Origin of the sequence: Streptomyces physcomitrii (genome assembly GCF_012273655.1) — a bacterium.
Classification (GTDB): domain Bacteria; phylum Actinomycetota; class Actinomycetes; order Streptomycetales; family Streptomycetaceae; genus Streptomyces; species Streptomyces physcomitrii.
The window spans coordinates 377,019-394,152 of sequence record NZ_JAAWWP010000004.1 but is presented as its reverse complement, the minus strand read 5'-3'; the positions used below and the strand labels follow the sequence as shown (position 1 = coordinate 394,152).

Genomic DNA, 17,134 nt, shown 5'->3' with positions numbered 1-17,134 from the left:
AAGGAAGGGCAGGGCAATGGTCGACCTGTACGAACTCCCCGTCGAGGGAATCGAGTTCTCGAAGGCCTGCGGCGGCAACACGCATCCCGACGGTGAATCGTGTGTGACCCTCGCGAAGATCGGTCCGGACGCCTGGGCCGTGGGTGACAGCAAGCGCCCCGATGCGCTGTCGCTGCGCTTCACCACGGCGGAGCTGGCCGCCGCCGGTATCGACCCGGCCCGCTTCGGTCTCTCGGCCTGACTCACCGCTCCACCTCAACTGACGGCCCTGCCCTACGCGTTGGGCGGGGCCGTCGCGCTTTCCGGAACGGAGCGGCATGTGCGGCAGCATCATCACGGTTACGCATGGCTGGGGGAGAAGAGGGAGTTCGATCGGGAGAGCATTCGAAGGCCTCCTGGCCAAGCGCCTTCGGCGACCAGTGAGAGGGACATCCATGAGCGGTACCGAGAGGCCGTGGCCGTCTTCCCGGCCTCCGAGGTGCCTCCGATCCAGACGGCACACTGGCTCATGAAGCCGCCCTCGCTGATCCGGGGGACATGGGAAAACCCCGGAGAAGCGGGGGAGTGGCTGGGCCGCCAACTGACCGAGTTCGCCCCTCGGTTCGCCTCCGATCAGGACCGGGAGGCGACCCGGCTGGTGCTCCTGGTGCAGGCCGCCGTCGAGCGTCTGCGGTGGGGCGGGGACGTATCGCTGGGCCACTATCTGCGGGGCGCGGTCTTCCACTCGGTGGCCGTGGTCACGTGCTCCCCGAACCGGGCGGCCCCCGAACTGCCCTGTCCGGCCGTGGCCGCCGGCCCCGGGTGAAGCACCCGTACCCACGCCGGAGGGGCGTCCCACCCGCTCGGACGCCCCTCCGTCTGCCCCTGCTTCGCGTCCTACGGCAGTGCCAGCATCCGTTCCAGGGCCAGCTTGGCGAAGCTCTCTGTCTCCTTGTCGACCTGGATGCGGTTGACGAGGGTGCCCTCGGCGAGGGATTCCAGGGTCCAGACCAGGTGGGGGAGGTCGATGCGGTTCATGGTGGAGCAGAAGCAGACCGTCTTGTCGAGGAAGACGACCTCCTTGCCCTCGGGTGCGAAACGGTTCGCCAGGCGGCGGACCAGGTTGAGTTCGGTGCCGATCGCCCACTTCGAACCGGCGGGGGCGGCCTCCAGGGTCTTGATGATGTACTCGGTCGAGCCCACGTGGTCGGCGGCGGACACGACCTCGTGTTTGCACTCGGGGTGCACCAGGACGTTGACGCCGGGTATGCGCGCGCGGACGTCCTCGACCGAGTCCAGCGAGAAGCGGCCGTGCACCGAGCAGTGGCCGCGCCAGAGGATCATCTTCGCGGCGCGCAGCTGCTCGGTGGTGAGGCCGCCGCCCGGCTTGTGCGGGTTGTAGACCACGCAGTCGTCCAGGGACATGCCCATGTCGCGTACCGCGGTGTTGCGGCCGAGGTGCTGGTCGGGCAGGAAGAGGACCTTCTCACCCTGCTGGAAGGCCCAGTCCAGGGCGCGTTCGGCGTTGGAGGAGGTGCAGATGGTGCCGCCGTGCTTGCCGGTGAAGGCCTTGATGTCGGCGGAGGAGTTCATGTACGAGACGGGGACGACCTGTTCGGCGATCCCGGCCTCGGTGAGCACGTCCCAGCACTCGGCGACCTGCTCGGCCGTGGCCATGTCGGCCATCGAGCAGCCCGCCGCGAGGTCGGGCAGGACGACCCGCTGCTCGTCGCTGGTGAGGATGTCCGCGGACTCCGCCATGAAGTGGACACCGCAGAAGACGATGTACTCGGCCTCCGGCTTGGCCGCGGCGTCCCGGGCCAGCTTGAAGGAGTCGCCGGTCACGTCGGCGAACTGGATGACCTCGTCGCGCTGGTAGTGGTGGCCGAGCACGAAGACCTTGTCGCCGAGCTTCTCCTTGGCGGCGCGGGCGCGGGCCACGAGATCCGGGTCGGAGGGGGCGGGCAGGTCGCCGGGGCAGTCGACACCGCGCTCGCTCCTCGCGTCGGCCTCGCGGCCGAGCAGCAGCAGGGCGAGGGGGGTCGGCTGGACGTCGAGCTCCTGGCGGGTTGGGGCGGTGGTCACGGCACGCACCCTTTCTTCTCGCGGGAATCTTCTCGCGGACTCAGCGGCTCTCCTGCGAGGCCGTTTCCGGCTCGTGCGGCTGCACGAAGGAGTCTTTTCGTCGAATTGACGTTATCTATCATAACCCGCTTCACGTCAGTTTGACGATGGCGGTCGTGTCAATGTGACGCAATCCGCGGCGGCTGTTCCCGGGCGCCGGGCCCGCGGCCGGCCCGGGGCGTTCCCCGGGCCCCCGACCGCGGTCCCGTGACCCCGCCCGGCCGGTGTGCGAGCATGGGTGGACCAGGGAGACCTGGCGTACACGCTCGGCGCGGAATGAATCCGCGACCCCGGCGGTTGTCACCGTCGGCAAGCAGTCTCCGTACCAACCCGGGAGAGATGTAGATGTCCGTATCGGACGAGACCACCACCGTCACCGACGGCATCGTCCTGACCGACGCCGCCGCGGCCAAGGTCAAGGCCCTGCTCGACCAGGAAGGCCGCGAGGACCTGGCGCTGCGCGTCGCTGTCCAGCCCGGTGGCTGCTCCGGCCTGCGGTACCAGCTCTTCTTCGACGAGCGCTCGCTGGACGGCGATGTCGTGAAGGACTTCGGCGGCGTCAAGGTCGTCACCGACCGGATGAGCGCCCCCTACCTCGGCGGCGCCTCGGTCGACTTCGTCGACACCATCGAGAAGCAGGGCTTCACCATCGACAACCCCAACGCCACCGGCTCCTGCGCCTGCGGCGACTCCTTCAGCTGACGCCCCGGGGGCGGGCCCGAGCGGCCCGCCCCGACGGGACATGACAGAAGGCGGCGGCCCCCTCGCGGGAGCCGCCGCCTTCTGTGTCTCCGGATGCCCTCCCCACAAGGGCGGCCGGAGATCGCGGGACCCTGGCGCTCCCCCACAGAGCGCGCGCGTCCCGAGGTCCTACTTCTCCTTCACCAGGGAACCGTGCTGGGTGACCACCTCACGGTCGCCGAGCGGCTTGTCGAGCTGCACGCTGACGTCGGTCTTCTTGGCCATCTGCACGCACACCTTGCCGGGCTTGGCGGCCGGCTCGGTCACCTTCACGGTCACCTTGCCGCCGGTCTCCTTCGCGGTGGCGGAGTACTTCTTGCAGACGCTGCCGTAGAAGTGCAGGGTCAGCTCCTTGCCGTCGGTGGAGAACGTGTCCACCTTGGCCTCCTTCAGCGGCGCGACCGGACCCGAGGAGTCATGGCCCGGCTGGGCCGGACCCTCGTTCTTCGGCTGCGTCACGAACCGCGGGTCGACCGCCGGGTGCACCACCCGCTGCTCACTGGTCGCCCCGGCCGGACGGACCTGGTAGAGCCAGGACGGTACGAGGATCTGGCGGCCCTTCTCCTGCTGGGCGGAGAGGCCGAAGACGGCACTCTTCACGGTCGCGGGCTCCGGCTTCGAGGGCTTGTCGCAGTCCTTGCTCCCGGTGGGCGCGGGCTTGGCGTCCTTCGTGTCCTTGCCCAGCGGGACCGGGTCCGCGCAGCCGGGGGCCGAGCGCAGCGTGCCGCCGGTCCGGTTCAGCTCGTCCAGGGTCCGCTTCGCGCTCAGGACCGGGTACGAGTCGCCCTTCTCGGGGGACTTCAGGAAGCCGCCGCCCGCGGTCACCGTGCCGTCGAAGGCGATGTTCACGGAGGTGGTCCAGCCCTCGGTGGGCAGTCCGCCGATCTCCGGATTCGCCTTCACCACACGGGAGTTGCCGACCAGCTGGCTGGCCTCCAGCTTGGCGTCGTCCACCCCGATCGCCTTCAGTACGGGCGCGGCCTTCTTCTTCGCCAGCTCCTCGTTGGGCACCACATCGCCCTCGGGCTCGGTGTTGCTCGCGCACATCTTGCCCTTGGGGCAGTTGTCGCCACCGGGAGGCGCGTACTTCTGGAAGGTCCAGCTGCCGGGGGCCTCGACCGCGACCTGCAGCCGCGGGCTGCCGCCGTCGTTGCCGCCGATACGCCAGGTGCTGCCCGCCAGGTGCGGGGTGCCCTTCAGGCCGAGAGCCTTCCCGAGCCGCGTCACGTCCTCGGCGCTGACCTTGCCCTCGGTGCGGTAGACGGGTGCGGAGTCGGGGCCCTCGGGCAGCTCGCCGGAAGCGCGGTAGACGGTGCCGTTCGGGTTCGGCTCGCCCGGCGCGATGCCGGGGCCGCCGTCACGGTCCTTGTCGCCCGGTGCCTTCGCCTGGCCGCTCAGCGCCAGCGGCGGCAGCTTGTCGGTGCTCTCCTTGCCGGCCGAGCTCTTGCTGTCGTCGTCGGAGGCGGCGGAGGCGAGGTAGACCCCGCCGCCGCCGGCCAGGAGGACGGCCGCTGCCACCGAAGCGGCAACCAGCCCCGTGCGTCGCTTCGGCGCGCTCGTCGCTTCGTTCCGGTTCTCCTCGGTGTTCACCGCATCGCTCCTATCGCCTGCGTTCACCACCACGTTCCTCCGTGGCGGACAGCAGTGTGACGTGAGAGGTCCGCGAGCGGTTCCCTCCGTTTCCGGGCGGGACGGAGAAAACTCCGGATGTCCGCGCCCCGGTCCCTCAGTCGCCGTACTGGGACATGCCGTCGACCAGGTGCGCGGAGCGCTCGGGTACCACGATGGCGCGGATGCCCGCCTTCGCCTCCGGGCCCGGCTTCTGCTCGGTGTACGCGAGGGTGGGGGAGGACCAGCGGGATGCCATGCTGGCGCAGTCCCCGCGCAGGACGTCGAAGCCGCACTCCAGGTCCTGCGGGGCGGATTCACGGGAATCGAGGTTCGTCATATCCGAACGGTAAGCGTGGGATCACAGGCGAAGAAAGCCCTACTATCGGGTAGTTTCGGCTGGTCGGCCGGTGCGGGGTGGAACCGGTAGCGTAAGGGGACCCTTCCTCTTCGCCCAGGAGCGTTCCAGCCGTGCGTATTGCAGTCACCGGCTCCATCGCCACCGACCACCTGATGACCTTCCCCGGCCGATTCAGCGACCAGCTCGTCGCCGATCAGCTGCACACGGTCTCCCTCTCCTTCCTCGTCGACAACCTGGAGGTGCGCCGGGGAGGTGTCGGCGCCAACATCGCCTTCGGCATGGGCCAGCTCGGCACCGCCCCGGTTCTTGTGGGCGCGGCCGGCTCCGACTTCGACGAGTACCGCGCGTGGCTGGACCGGCACGGGGTGGACACCGCTTCCGTACGGATCTCCGAGGTGCTGCACACCGCCCGCTTCGTGTGCACCACGGACACCGACCACAACCAGATCGGCTCCTTCTACACGGGGGCGATGAGCGAGGCCCGCCTGATCGAGCTGAAGGCCGTCGCCGACCGGGTGGGCGGCCTCGACCTCGTCCTGATCGGCGCCGACGACCCGGAGGCGATGCTCCGGCACACCGAGGAGTGCCGCACCCGCGCCATCCCCTTCGCGGCCGACTTCTCCCAGCAGATCGCCCGGATGAACGGCGAGGAGATCCGCACCCTCCTCGACGGCGCCGCCTACCTCTTCTCCAACGAGTACGAGAAGGGCCTCATCGAGAACAAGACCGGCTGGACCGAGGCGGAGATCCTCGGCCGCGTCGGGCACCGGGTCACCACCCTCGGCGCGGCGGGCGTGCGCATCGACCGGGTCGGCGAGCCCTCCCTGGAGATCGGCGTCCCCGAGGAGGAGGCCAAGGTCGACCCCACCGGCGTCGGCGACGCCTTCCGCGCCGGGTTCCTCTCCGGCCTCTCCTGGGGCGTCGGCCTGGAGCGCGCCGCCCAGATCGGCTGCATGCTGGCCACCCTGGTCATCGAGACCCTGGGCACCCAGGAGTACCAGCTGCGCCGCGCCCACTTCATGGACCGCTTCACCAAGGCCTACGGCCACGAGGCCGCCGCCGAGGTCCGGGCCCACCTGGTCTGAGCCCCGCCGCGCACACCTCCGGCCGCCGCCCCGTCGCGTACGGGACGGCGGCCGGAGGCGTACGGCACCGCGCCTCAGGAGAGCCGGCGCACCGTGTACGCGCTGCCGCGCCCGGCCGGCTCCTCGCCCACGTACTCCTGGCCGCGCATCGCGCACCAGGCGGGGATGTCCAGACGGGCCGCCTCGTCGTCGGCGAGCACCGTGACCGTGCCGCCCACCGGGACCCCGCCGATCGCCTTGGCCAGCTCGATCACCGGCAGCGGGCAGCGCTTGCCGAGGGAGTCGACCACCAGGCCCTCGGCGGGAGGCGCCGCCGCGGGTGCCCCGGCGGCGGGGGCGTCCAGCTTCCGGCGGACCCCGGCCACCGCCCCGGGCAGCACGCCGAGGAAGGACTCCACCTCCTCGCGCGCGGTGCCCGCCGGGAGCGAGACGCGGACATTGCCCTCGCTCAGTACGCCCATCGCCGTCAGCACATGGCTCGGGGTGAGCGTCGAACTCGTACAGGAGGAGCCGGAGGAGACCGAGAAGCCCGCCCGGTCCAGGGCGTGCAGCAGGCTCTCGCCGTCCGCGTAGAGGCAGGAGAAGGTGACCAGGTGCGGCAGCCGCAGCTCGGGGTCGCCGGTCACCTCCACATCCGGGACCAGCTCCGGCACCCGCGCCCGGATCAGCGCGGTCAGCTCCCGCAGCCGGGCCGCCTCGGCCGCCGCCTCGGCGTGCACGGCCCGCAGCGAGGCCGCCGCCGCCACGATCGCCGGGATGTTCTCGAAGCCCGCGGCGCGCCCCGACTCCCGCTCGTCCACCGGGCCCGGCGGCGCGAAGCGCACCCCCTTGCGGACCGCGAGCAGACCGACCCCGGCCGGCCCGCCCCACTTGTGCGAACTGGCCGTGAAGAGCGACCAGTCGGGCACCTCGGGGACCAGCGGACCCCAGGGCAGCGACTGGGCCGCGTCCACCAGGAGCGGCACCCCGGCCTGATGGCAGACCCCGGCCACCTCGGCGACCGGCTGGACGGTCCCCACCTCGTGGTTGGCCGACTGCAGGCAGGCGAGCGCGGTGTCCGGGCGCAGCGTGCGGGCGTACTCCCCGGGGTCGACCGCGCCGCCGCGCCCGACCGGGACCTCGGTCACCGGGTGGCCCGCGCGCTCGTGCGCCTCGGCGCCGTGCAGCACCGAAGAGTGTTCGACCGCCGACACGATCAGGTGGCTTCCGGTGCGCCTGCGTCCGGCGAGCGCCCCCGCGATCCCGGTGTGCACGGCCCGGGTGCCCGAGGTGGTGAAGGACAGCTCGTCGGGGCGGCAGCCCACCGCCTCGGCCGCCGCCTCGCGCGCCGCGTCGAGCAGCAGCCGGGCCCGGCGGCCCTCCCGGTAGAGGCGGGCCGGGTCCGCCCAGCCCTCGTCCAGGGAGGCGTGCAGGGCCTGGCGGGCGACGGGGTGCAGCGGGGCCGAGGAGGCGGCGTCGAAGTAGGACACGCCCACACGCTAACTCCGGGGGTGCGCGGGCGGGCGCGCGAGGGCTCCCGGGGCGGGCGCGAGGCCCCGAGGGCCCGTCAGATGGGGGCTGGAGTGGGGCATTCCACCCCTTCGGGGAGTGCGGCGGCGCGTTGGGCACCCTCCCCGCGCGACCCCAAATTGCGTCCAGTAGGGTTTGGTCCGCATAAACATCCAAACCCCTGCCCGCGGCGGGACGGCGACCGACCAGAGCGAAGGCCGCAGCACGCGCGGGCGAGACTCTCGGGAAGGCGCTACGTGAGTCCCAACGGCTCCGACCTCCCCCATCGCCTGAAGGGCGTGGGCGGTACCCCCATGTCGCGGCGCCCGATGCGGCGGAAGCTGCTGCAGGGCCTGACTGCGGGGCTGATCCTGGCCACAGCCTCCGGTTGCTCGTACAACTGGGAGGACTTCCCTCGCCTCGGTATGCCGACCCCGGTCACCGAAGAGGCGCCGCGGATCCTGTCCCTGTGGCAGGGCTCCTGGGCGGCCGCGCTCGCCACCGGTGTCCTGGTGTGGGGCCTGATCCTGTGGAGCGTCGTCTTCCACCGGCGCAGCCGTACCAAGGTCGAGGTGCCACCGCAGACCCGGTACAACGTGCCGCTCGAGGCGATGTACACCGTGGTCCCCATCATCATCGTCTCGGTGCTCTTCTACTTCACCGCGCGTGACGAGTCCAAGCTCCTCGAACTGGACGACAAGCCCGCCCACACGGTCAACGTGGTCGGCTTCCAGTGGAGCTGGGGCTTCAACTACGTGGAGGACGTGGACGGCAACAAGGCCACCGGCGACGCCCGCAAGGCCGGCGAACTCGCCGCCGTGCCGGACCGCTTCGCCGAGGACTTCCCGGCCGGGGCGGAGGGCGTCTACGACATCGGCGTCCCCGGCGACCGGAACCCGCAGACGAACAACCCGGGTCCGACGCTGTGGCTCCCCAAGGGCGAGAAGGTCCGCTTCGTCCTCACCTCGCGGGACGTCATCCACTCCTTCTGGGTGGTGCCCTTCCTGATGAAGCAGGACGTCATCCCGGGCCACACCAACTCCTTCGAGGTGACCCCCAACAAGGAGGGCACCTTCCTCGGCAAGTGCGCCGAACTCTGCGGCGTCGACCACTCCCGCATGCTCTTCAACGTGAAGGTCGTCTCTCCCGAGCGCTACCAGCAGCACCTCAAGGAGCTGCAGGAGTCGGGCAAGCGCGGGTTCGTCCCGGCCGGCATCGAGCAGACGGGTCATGAGAAGAACCGGGAGACGAACAACCTGTGAGCATCCTCAACGAACCCCAGGGTGCCGACGCAGCCGAGGACTCGTACGAGAACGAGCTGCCCGTCCGGCGCAAACAGCCCGGCAACGTCGTGATCAAGTGGCTGACCACGACGGACCACAAGACCATCGGTACGCTCTACCTGGTCACCTCGTTCGCCTTCTTCTGCATCGGCGGCGTCATGGCGCTCTTCATGCGCGCCGAACTCGCCCGCCCGGGTACGCAGATCATGTCGAACGAGCAGTTCAACCAGGCGTTCACGATGCACGGCACGATCATGCTGCTGATGTTCGCGACGCCGCTCTTCGCCGGGTTCGCCAACTGGATCATGCCGCTGCAGATCGGCGCGCCCGACGTGGCCTTCCCGCGGCTGAACATGTTCGCCTACTGGCTCTACCTCTTCGGCTCGCTCATCGCGGTGGGCGGCTTCCTCACCCCGCAGGGCGCGGCCGACTTCGGCTGGTTCGCGTACTCGCCGCTCTCCGACGCGGTCCGCTCGCCGGGTGTGGGCGCCGACATGTGGATCATGGGCCTGGCCCTCTCCGGCTTCGGCACCATCCTCGGCTCGGTCAACTTCATCACCACGATCATCTGCATGCGCGCCCCGGGCATGACCATGTTCCGCATGCCGATCTTCGTGTGGAACGTGCTGCTGACCGGTGTGCTCGTGCTGCTCGCCTTCCCGGTGCTCGCCGCCGCGCTCTTCGCCCTGGAGGCGGACCGCAAGTTCGGGGCGCATGTCTTCGACGCGGCCAACGGCGGGGCCCTGCTCTGGCAACACCTCTTCTGGTTCTTCGGCCATCCAGAGGTGTACATCATCGCCTTGCCGTTCTTCGGGATCATCTCCGAGGTGATCCCGGTCTTCAGCCGCAAGCCGATGTTCGGCTACGGCGGCCTGATCGGCGCGACCATCGCCATCGCGGGCCTGTCCGTGACGGTGTGGGCGCACCACATGTACGTCACCGGCGGTGTGCTGCTGCCGTTCTTCTCCTTCATGACCTTCCTGATCGCGGTACCGACCGGTGTGAAGTTCTTCAACTGGATCGGCACCATGTGGAAGGGCTCACTGTCCTTCGAGACACCGATGCTCTGGGCCGTCGGCTTCCTGATCACCTTCACCTTCGGTGGTCTGACCGGCGTCATCCTGGCCTCGCCCCCGATGGACTTCCACGTCTCCGACTCGTACTTCGTGGTGGCGCACTTCCACTACGTGGTCTTCGGAACCGTCGTCTTCGCCATGTTCTCCGGCTTCCACTTCTGGTGGCCCAAGTGGACCGGCAAGATGCTCGACGAGCGCCTCGGCAAGATCACCTTCTGGACGCTGTTCGTGGGCTTCCACGGCACCTTCCTGGTGCAGCACTGGCTCGGCGCGGAGGGCATGCCCCGCCGGTACGCGGACTACCTCGCGGCCGACGGCTTCACCGCCCTCAACACGATCTCGACGATCAGCTCCTTCGTCCTCGGCCTGTCGATCCTGCCGTTCCTCTACAACGTCTGGAAGACCGCCAAGTACGGCAAGAAGATCGAGGTCGACGACCCCTGGGGCTACGGCCGCTCCCTGGAGTGGGCCACCTCGTGCCCGCCCCCGCGGCACAACTTCCTCACCCTGCCCCGGATCCGCAGTGAATCCCCGGCCTTCGACCTGCACCACCCGGAGGTCGCCGCGCAGGACCAGCTGGAGAACGCCGGAGTGGCCGCCGGTGCGGTCACCGGTGGCAAGGAGGCCGGCAAGTGAAGATCCAGGGCAAGATGTTCCTCTGGCTCAGCCTCTTCGTCCTGATCATGGCCGTGGTCTACGGCGTGTGGTCGAAGGAGCCGGCCGGCACCACGGCGCTCTTCCTCGCCTTCGGCCTGTGCGTGATGGTCGGGTACTACCTGGCCTTCACCGCCCGCCGGGTGGACGCGATGGCGCAGGACAACGACGAGGCCGATGTCGCGGACGAGGCCGGCGAGGTGGGCTTCTTCAGCCCGCACAGCTGGCAGCCGCTGGCGCTCGGCATCGGCGGCGCCCTCGCCTTCATGGGCGTGGCCGTCGGCTGGTGGATCATGTACTTCTCCGCCCCGATCATCCTGGTCGGCATCTGGGGCTGGGTGTTCGAGTACTACCGCGGCGAGAACCAGACGCAGTAGCACCGAGGTACGCGAACGGGCCCGGACACTCCGCGAGGAGGTCCGGGCTCCTTCGTATGCCGCAGCAGGACCACCCGGACGGATCACCGGCCGCGCCGAGCGGCCCGGTCCTGCCTAGCGTGACCGCCATGAGGCACACAGCGCACATACCCACGGTATTGAGCAGCACCCTGCTGGTGGCCGCCCTCGGCGCCGGCCTCACCGCCTGCGGCGGTACCGACGACTCCGCGCTCTCGGGCAACCCCTACGACGCCGGGGACCAGATCTCCTTCGGCGGTCCCACGGGCGAGAAGGCGGACCCCGACAAGCCGCTGGAGATCAGCGCCAAGGACGGCGGCCGGATCACCGATGTGACCGCCACCGACGCGAGGGGCCGCCAGGTCGCGGGGGAGCTGTCCGAGGACGGCCACCGCTGGCACAGCTCCGCGGCGCTCAGCCCCGGCGACCGGTACACCGTCCACGTCCGCACCGAGAACGGCGACGGCGAGCCCGGCCGCAAGGTGCTCAGCTTCCGCGCCGCGAAGGCCGACAAGAGCCGGGGGCGCCTGAAGGTCGCCTTCGGCCCCAAGTCCGGCCAGTACGGCGTCGGGCAGCCGGTCACCGCCGAACTCAGCCGCCCGGTCAAGAGCCGCGAGGCCCGCGCCAAGGTCGAACGCGGGCTGCGGGTGGACTCCAGCCCCTCGGTCAGCGGCTCCTGGTACTGGGTCGACAGCAAGACCCTGCACTACCGGCCGCAGAACTACTGGCCCGCCCACGCCACCGTGAATGTGCACTCCACGCTGGCCGGGGTGAAGATCCAGGACGGCGTCTGGGGCGGCGCGGCCAAGGGCCTCAAACTCACCACCGGGGACCGGGTGGAGGCGATCACGGACGCCGCGACGCACACCATGAAGGTCCTCCGCAACGGCCGGGTCGTCAAGGAGCTGCCGGTCACCACCGGCAAGCCCGGCTTCGACACCCGCAACGGGATCAAGGTCGTGCTCGCCAAGGAAGCCTTCGTACGTATGCGCAGCAGCACCGTGGGCATAGCCGCGGGCAGCGCCGACTCCTACGACCTGCCGGTGCACTGGGCGACCCGGGTCACCCTCAGCGGCGAGTACGTGCACGCCGCCCCCTGGTCGGTCGGCTCGCAGGGCGCGGCCAACGTCAGCCACGGCTGCACCGGCATGAGCACCGAGAACGCCGAGTGGTTCTTCAACACCGTGCGCGAGGGAGACCTCGTCAAGGTGGTCAACAGCGGCGGCGAGATGATGGCGCCCTTCGACAACGGCTACGGCGACTGGAACCTCAGCTGGGCCAAGTGGCGGCAGGGAACGGCCCTGAAGGCTGACAGCGGCGAGCAGGCCGGACCGGAGCGGGTCGCCGCCTCCCGGCTGCGCCCGCAGGTCTGAGCGGCCCGTACGGGGGCGTCCGGGGCGCCCCCGGACATGCTTGAGGGCCCGCACCGGTGTGCGGGCCCTCAAGGCGTACCGGCGTACCCGGGGGTGCGGCTCAGGTGCCCACGGAGAGCCGGGTGCGCAGCAGGCCCGCGAGGGCGGCGGCGAACTCCACCGGCTCCACCGGCAGCGTCACCGCGGCCTCGGCCCGGCTCCAGGTGGCGAGCCAGGCGTCCTGCGGGCGGCCGATGGTCAGCAGCACCGGCGGGCAGTCGTACACCTCGTCCTTGATCTGGCGGCAGACGCCCATGCCTCCGGCGGGCACCGCCTCGCCGTCCAGGACGCAGACGTCGATGCCGCCGCGCTCCAGCTCGGCCAGGACGGCGGGGAGGGTGGCGCACTCGACGAACTCGACCTGCGGGACGTCCGCCGCGGGCCTGCGGCCGGTCGCCAGGCGGATCTGCTCGCGGGTGGTCGAGTTGTCGCTGTAGACCAGCACCGTGGCGGTCTGCTGCATGTGTTCCTCCACGCGTTTCGGCTGCGCCCTGCTCTCCGTCGAGCCGGCGACGGTCAGAGCCGCTGGCGCGGATGCTACCCCTTCCGACACCCCGTCAACAGCGGTCCCGCACACCGCGTGAGCACCGGTCCGGCCCCGGCAGGGGGCCCCAACACTCCGAACGGCACCCCCGGGGGTGAGGGCGGGATAAGCGACCGACATAATGTCGGCGTGGCGACAGCAACGACAGTAGATACCGGGCACGCGCACCCGTCGGTCAACCGGCCGAACCTCACCAGCGTCGGAACCATCATCTGGCTGAGTTCCGAGCTGATGTTCTTCGCGGCCCTCTTCGCGATGTACTTCACCTCCCGATCGGTCACCGGGCCGGATCACTGGAAGGAGATGGCGCATGCACTGAATGTGCCGTTCTCCGCGACGAACACCACCATCCTGGTGCTCTCCTCGCTCACCTGCCAGCTCGGCGTCTTCGCCGCCGAGCGCGGTGACGTGAAGAAGCTGCGGATGTGGTTCGTCGTCACCTTCGTGATGGGCGCGATCTTCATCGGCGGGCAGATCTTCGAGTACACCGAGCTGGTCAAGAAGGACGGCATCTCGCTGTCCTCCGACGCCTACGGCTCGGTGTTCTACCTGACCACCGGCTTCCACGGACTGCACGTGACGGGCGGACTCATCGCCTTCCTGCTGGTCCTGGGCCGGACGTACGCGGCCAGGAGGTTCACCCACGATCAGGCGACCGCGGCCATTGTCGTGTCCTACTACTGGCACTTCGTCGATGTGGTCTGGATCGGCCTCTTCGCCACGATCTACCTGATCAAGTAACCGGGTCGTTCCCGACGAACCGGCCCATTCCAGAAGCATCGACGCAGAAGATCCTGACACCGGGGTAATCCGTGAAAAAGCTCTCCGCACGACGACGCCATCCGCTGGCGGCGGTCGTCGTCCTACTTCTCGCGCTGGCGGCCACCGGGGGGCTGTACGCCGCGTTCGCGCCCGCGGACAAGGCCAAGGCCGAAGAGTCCGCGCAGTCCCTGACCATCGAGGAGGGCAAGAAGCTCTACTCGGTGGGCTGCGCAAGCTGCCACGGCACCGGCGGACAGGGGACCACCGACGGGCCGAGCCTGGTCGGCGTGGGCGCCGCGGCGGTCGACTTCCAGGTCGGCACCGGCCGGATGCCCGCCCAGCAGCCGGGCGCCCAGGTGCCCAAGAAGAAGAACATCTACTCGCAGGCCGAGATCGACCAGCTCGCGGCCTACGTGTCCTCGCTCGGCGCCGGCCCGGCCGTGCCGACGAAGAAGCAGTACGACCCGTCCGGCGCCGACATCGGCAAGGGCGGTGAGCTGTTCCGCACCAACTGCGCGCAGTGCCACAACTTCACCGGCAAGGGTGGCGCCCTCACCCACGGCAAGTACGCCCCCGACCTGAACGGCGTCTCGCCCAAGCACCTCTACGAGGCCATGCAGACGGGCCCGCAGAACATGCCGTCCTTCCCGGACTCGACGATGCCGGAGAAGAACAAGAAGGACATCATCGCGTACGTCAACGCGGTCAACGGTGACGACACCGAGCACCCCGGCGGTCTGGAACTGGGCGGCCTCGGGCCGGTCAGCGAGGGACTGTTCGGCTGGGTCTTCGGCCTCGGCACCCTGATCGCCGTCGCCGTCTGGATCGCCGCCCGGACCGCAAAGGCCAAGAAGTCATGAGTACCCACGAAGAGACCCCAGAAGAGCACCTGCCGAGCGAACAGCGCGAGCACGGTGCGGAAGCGGTCAAACGCCCGGAGAACCCGTTCGCGGACCCGGGCCTGCCGCCGCACGAGCACCGCGTCCAGGACATCGACGAGGCCGCCGCCAAGCGGTCCGAGCGCGCGGTGGCCTTCCTCTTCGCCCTCTCCATGGTCGCCACGGTCGGCTTCATCGCCGCCTATGTGTCCGTGCCGCAGGACAAGAGCATCTACGTCTGGCCGCTCGGCCACATCAGCGCGATGAACTTCTCGCTGGGCATGACGCTCGGCATCGCGCTGTTCTGCATCGGGGCCGGGGCCGTGCACTGGGCCCGGACGCTGATGTCGGACGTGGAGATCCCGGACGACCGCCATGAGATCGGCGCCTCCCCGGAGGTCACCGCCAAGGTCAAGGCGGACTGGGTGCAGGGCGCCAAGGAGTCGGGGCTCGGCCGCCGCAAGCTCATCCGGAACACCATGCTCGGCGCGCTGACCCTGGTGCCGCTGAGCGGCGTCGTCCTGCTGCGCGACCTCGGTCCGCTGCCCGGGACCAGCCTCCGGCACACCGCCTGGAAAAAGGGCAAGCTGCTCGTCAACATGAACACCAACGAGCCGCTGCGCCCCTCCGACGTCGTCGTCGGGTCGCTGACCTTCGCCAAGCCCGAGGGCCTGGAGGAGCACGACCACGATTTCCAGAAGGAGATCGCCAAGGCGGCGCTGATGATCGTCCGGCTCCAGCCGGAAAACATCAAGGACAAGCGCGAACTGGACTGGTCACACGAGGGAATCGTGGCCTACTCGAAGATCTGCACCCACGTGGGATGCCCGATCTCCCTGTACGAACAGCAGACGCACCACGCGCTCTGCCCGTGCCACCAGTCCACCTTCGACCTTGCCGACGGAGCCCGCGTCATCTTCGGCCCGGCCGGACACGCTCTTCCGCAACTGCGGATCGGCGTGAATGATGAGGGGTACCTCGAGGCCCTTGGCGACTTCGCGGAGCCTGTCGGTCCTGCATTCTGGGAGCGCGGATGAGTATTGATACGACCGAGAAGCCGGAGCCGAGCGGCGGCAAGAGCCGCGGCAAGGCCTCCGGAGGCGAGCGCTTCGCCGACTGGACGGACGGACGGCTGGGCATCTACAGCCTCGCCCGCGCCAATATGCGCAAGATCTTCCCGGACCACTGGTCCTTCATGCTGGGCGAGATCGTCCTGTACAGCTTCGTCATCATCATCCTCACGGGTGTGTACCTGACGCTGTTCTTCCACCCCTCGATGAACGAGGTGGAGTACACCGGCAGCTACGTCCCGATGCAGGGCCAGCTGATGTCCGAGGCCTTCAACTCGACGATGCACATCAGCTTCGACGTCCGCGGCGGTCTGCTCATCCGGCAGATCCACCACTGGGCGGCCCTGGTCTTCCTCGCGGGCATGTTCGTGCACATGATGCGGGTGTTCTTCACCGGCGCCTTCCGCAAGCCGCGCGAGGTCAACTGGCTGTTCGGCTGGCTGCTGTTCATCCTCGGCATGTTCACCGGCTTCACCGGCTACTCGCTGCCGGACGACCTGCTCTCGGGTACCGGTGTCCGCTTCATGGAGGGCGCGATCCTGGCCGTGCCGGTCGTCGGCACGTACCTGTCGTTCTTCCTCTTCGGCGGGGAGTTCCCCGGCGGGGACTTCGTGGCGCGGTTCTACTCGGTCCACATCCTGCTGCTGCCGGGCATCATGCTGGGCCTGCTCGCGGCCCACCTGTTCCTGGTCTTCTACCACAAGCACACCCAGTGGGCCGGTCCCGGACGGACCAACAAGAACGTGGTCGGTATGCCGTTCCTGCCGGTGTACACCGCCAAGGCGGGCGGCTTCTTCTTCCTGGTCTTCGGCGTCATCTCCGTCGTCGCCGCGATCGCCACGATCAACCCGATCTGGGCGATCGGCCCGTACCGCCCCGACCAGGTGTCCACCGGTGCCCAGCCCGACTGGTACATGGGCTTCTCCGAGGGACTGATCCGGGTGATGCCCGGCTGGGAGGTCAACTTCTGGGGCCACACGCTCGTCCTGGGCGTGCTGATCCCGCTGCTGATCTTCCCGCTGGTCCTCGTCTCGATCGGTGTCTATCCCTTCATCGAGGCCTGGATCACCGGCGACAAGCGCGAGCACCACATCCTGGACCGCCCGCGCAACGCCCCGACCCGTACCGGTCTCGGCGTCGCCTGGATCACGCTCTACATGGTGCTGCTCGTGGGCGGCGGCAACGACCTCTTCGCCACCCATCTGCATCTGTCGATCAACGCGATCACCTGGTTCGTGCGGGTCGGGTTCTTCGCGGCCCCGGTCATCGCCTTCCTGGTCACCAAGCGGATCTGCCTCGGCCTCCAGCGCCGGGACCGGGACAAGGTGCTGCACGGACGCGAGTCCGGCATCATCAAGCGCCTGCCGCACGGTGAGTTCATCGAGGTGCACGAGCCCCTCGCCCAGGAGGCGCTGCACAAGCTCACGGCGCACGAGCAGTACGAGCCGGCCGCGATCGCCCCGCCGACCGACGACAACGGCGTCGCGAAGAAGCTCACCCGGGGCGAGAAGCTGCGGGCCAAGCTCTCCCGCGGCTACTACGCGGAAGGCAACCAGATCCCCAAGCCGACCGTGCAGGAGTACGAGGAGATCACCAGCGGCCACGGCCACCACTGATCCCCTCCCGCCACGCCCGAAGGGCCCCGTCCAGGACACGGACGGGGCCCTTCGGCGT

At 69.5% G+C, this 17,134-nt stretch carries 17 protein-coding genes; 12 read left to right on the top strand and 5 right to left on the bottom strand.

Annotation, left to right across the window (positions count from 1 at the left end):
• Positions 1–16 precede the first annotated feature (16 nt).
• Both HFV08_RS09550 and HFV08_RS09545 read left to right on the top strand, forming a co-directional pair.
• Complete coding sequence (locus tag HFV08_RS09550) at positions 17–241, top strand: DUF397 domain-containing protein (RefSeq protein WP_168537801.1); 225 nt, start codon at positions 17–19, stop codon at positions 239–241.
• A 78-nt stretch (positions 242–319) separates the two neighbouring features.
• Positions 320–805, top strand: coding sequence for a hypothetical protein (locus HFV08_RS09545; protein WP_168537799.1), 486 nt, complete (start codon positions 320–322; stop codon positions 803–805).
• 71 nt (positions 806–876) lie between these two features.
• Here HFV08_RS09545 and nadA read toward each other — a convergent pair whose 3' ends face one another.
• Entirely contained in the window at positions 877–2,064 is a 1,188-nt protein-coding gene (nadA, locus tag HFV08_RS09540) for a quinolinate synthase NadA (RefSeq protein WP_168537797.1), read from the bottom strand.
• A gap of 384 nt (positions 2,065–2,448) precedes the next feature.
• Here nadA and erpA point away from each other — a divergent pair, with 384 nt between their 5' ends.
• Complete coding sequence (erpA, locus tag HFV08_RS09535; RefSeq protein ID WP_168537795.1) at positions 2,449–2,805, top strand: iron-sulfur cluster insertion protein ErpA; 357 nt, start codon at positions 2,449–2,451, stop codon at positions 2,803–2,805.
• A 168-nt stretch (positions 2,806–2,973) separates the two neighbouring features.
• Here the strand turns inward: erpA and HFV08_RS09530 are convergent, their stop codons facing one another.
• On the bottom strand, positions 2,974–4,362 hold the full coding sequence (locus HFV08_RS09530; RefSeq protein WP_312885492.1) for a hypothetical protein: 1,389 nt from the start codon (positions 4,360–4,362) through the stop codon (positions 2,974–2,976).
• A 208-nt stretch (positions 4,363–4,570) separates the two neighbouring features.
• Complete coding sequence (locus HFV08_RS09525; RefSeq protein WP_168537791.1) at positions 4,571–4,792, bottom strand: hypothetical protein; 222 nt, start codon at positions 4,790–4,792, stop codon at positions 4,571–4,573.
• Between the two features lie 131 nt (positions 4,793–4,923).
• On the opposite strand from HFV08_RS09525, the gene HFV08_RS09520 reads away from it, so the two are divergent.
• Entirely contained in the window at positions 4,924–5,898 is a 975-nt protein-coding gene (locus HFV08_RS09520) for a carbohydrate kinase family protein (RefSeq protein ID WP_168537789.1), read from the top strand.
• 74 nt (positions 5,899–5,972) lie between these two features.
• Here the strand turns inward: HFV08_RS09520 and HFV08_RS09515 are convergent, their stop codons facing one another.
• Complete coding sequence (locus HFV08_RS09515; RefSeq protein ID WP_168537787.1) at positions 5,973–7,367, bottom strand: cysteine desulfurase/sulfurtransferase TusA family protein; 1,395 nt, start codon at positions 7,365–7,367, stop codon at positions 5,973–5,975.
• 276 nt (positions 7,368–7,643) lie between these two features.
• On the opposite strand from HFV08_RS09515, the gene ctaC reads away from it, so the two are divergent.
• The 4 genes from ctaC to HFV08_RS09495 all read left to right on the top strand — a co-directional run bounded on the left by ctaC (position 7,644) and on the right by HFV08_RS09495 (position 12,167).
• A complete protein-coding gene (gene ctaC / locus HFV08_RS09510) occupies positions 7,644–8,648 on the top strand; it encodes an aa3-type cytochrome oxidase subunit II (protein WP_040254280.1) in 1,005 nt (334 codons plus the stop codon).
• A complete protein-coding gene (gene ctaD, locus HFV08_RS09505; protein ID WP_040254282.1) occupies positions 8,645–10,381 on the top strand; it encodes an aa3-type cytochrome oxidase subunit I in 1,737 nt (578 codons plus the stop codon). The genes ctaC and ctaD overlap by 4 nt, the downstream gene beginning before the upstream one ends.
• Positions 10,378–10,776 carry a cytochrome c oxidase subunit 4 gene (locus tag HFV08_RS09500; RefSeq protein ID WP_040254285.1) on the top strand — a complete coding sequence of 133 codons (399 nt, stop codon included), beginning with the start codon at positions 10,378–10,380 and terminating at the stop codon, positions 10,774–10,776. The genes ctaD and HFV08_RS09500 overlap by 4 nt, the downstream gene beginning before the upstream one ends.
• A 128-nt stretch (positions 10,777–10,904) precedes the next feature.
• The gene (locus HFV08_RS09495; protein WP_168537785.1) at positions 10,905–12,167 is read left to right on the top strand and encodes a L,D-transpeptidase; all 1,263 of its coding nucleotides are present in this window, start codon (positions 10,905–10,907) and stop codon (positions 12,165–12,167) included.
• Between the two features lie 100 nt (positions 12,168–12,267).
• Here HFV08_RS09495 and HFV08_RS09490 read toward each other — a convergent pair whose 3' ends face one another.
• Positions 12,268–12,669, bottom strand: a complete 402-nt coding sequence (locus HFV08_RS09490) for a hypothetical protein (protein ID WP_168537783.1) — start codon at positions 12,667–12,669, stop codon at positions 12,268–12,270.
• A 210-nt stretch (positions 12,670–12,879) separates the two neighbouring features.
• On the opposite strand from HFV08_RS09490, the gene ctaE reads away from it, so the two are divergent.
• The 4 genes from ctaE to qcrB all read left to right on the top strand — a co-directional run bounded on the left by ctaE (position 12,880) and on the right by qcrB (position 17,076).
• Positions 12,880–13,491 (top strand): aa3-type cytochrome oxidase subunit III, encoded by a 612-nt coding sequence (gene ctaE, locus HFV08_RS09485; protein WP_040254291.1) that lies wholly within the window; start codon positions 12,880–12,882, stop codon positions 13,489–13,491.
• Between the two features lie 71 nt (positions 13,492–13,562).
• Complete coding sequence (gene qcrC, locus HFV08_RS09480) at positions 13,563–14,372, top strand: cytochrome bc1 complex diheme cytochrome c subunit (RefSeq protein ID WP_040254293.1); 810 nt, start codon at positions 13,563–13,565, stop codon at positions 14,370–14,372.
• On the top strand, positions 14,369–15,427 hold the full coding sequence (qcrA, locus tag HFV08_RS09475) for a cytochrome bc1 complex Rieske iron-sulfur subunit (RefSeq protein WP_168537781.1): 1,059 nt from the start codon (positions 14,369–14,371) through the stop codon (positions 15,425–15,427). Before qcrC ends, qcrA begins: the two co-directional genes overlap by 4 nt.
• A complete protein-coding gene (gene qcrB, locus HFV08_RS09470) occupies positions 15,424–17,076 on the top strand; it encodes a cytochrome bc1 complex cytochrome b subunit (protein ID WP_168537779.1) in 1,653 nt (550 codons plus the stop codon). The genes qcrA and qcrB overlap by 4 nt, the downstream gene beginning before the upstream one ends.
• The last annotated feature ends 58 nt before the right edge of the window (positions 17,077–17,134 follow it).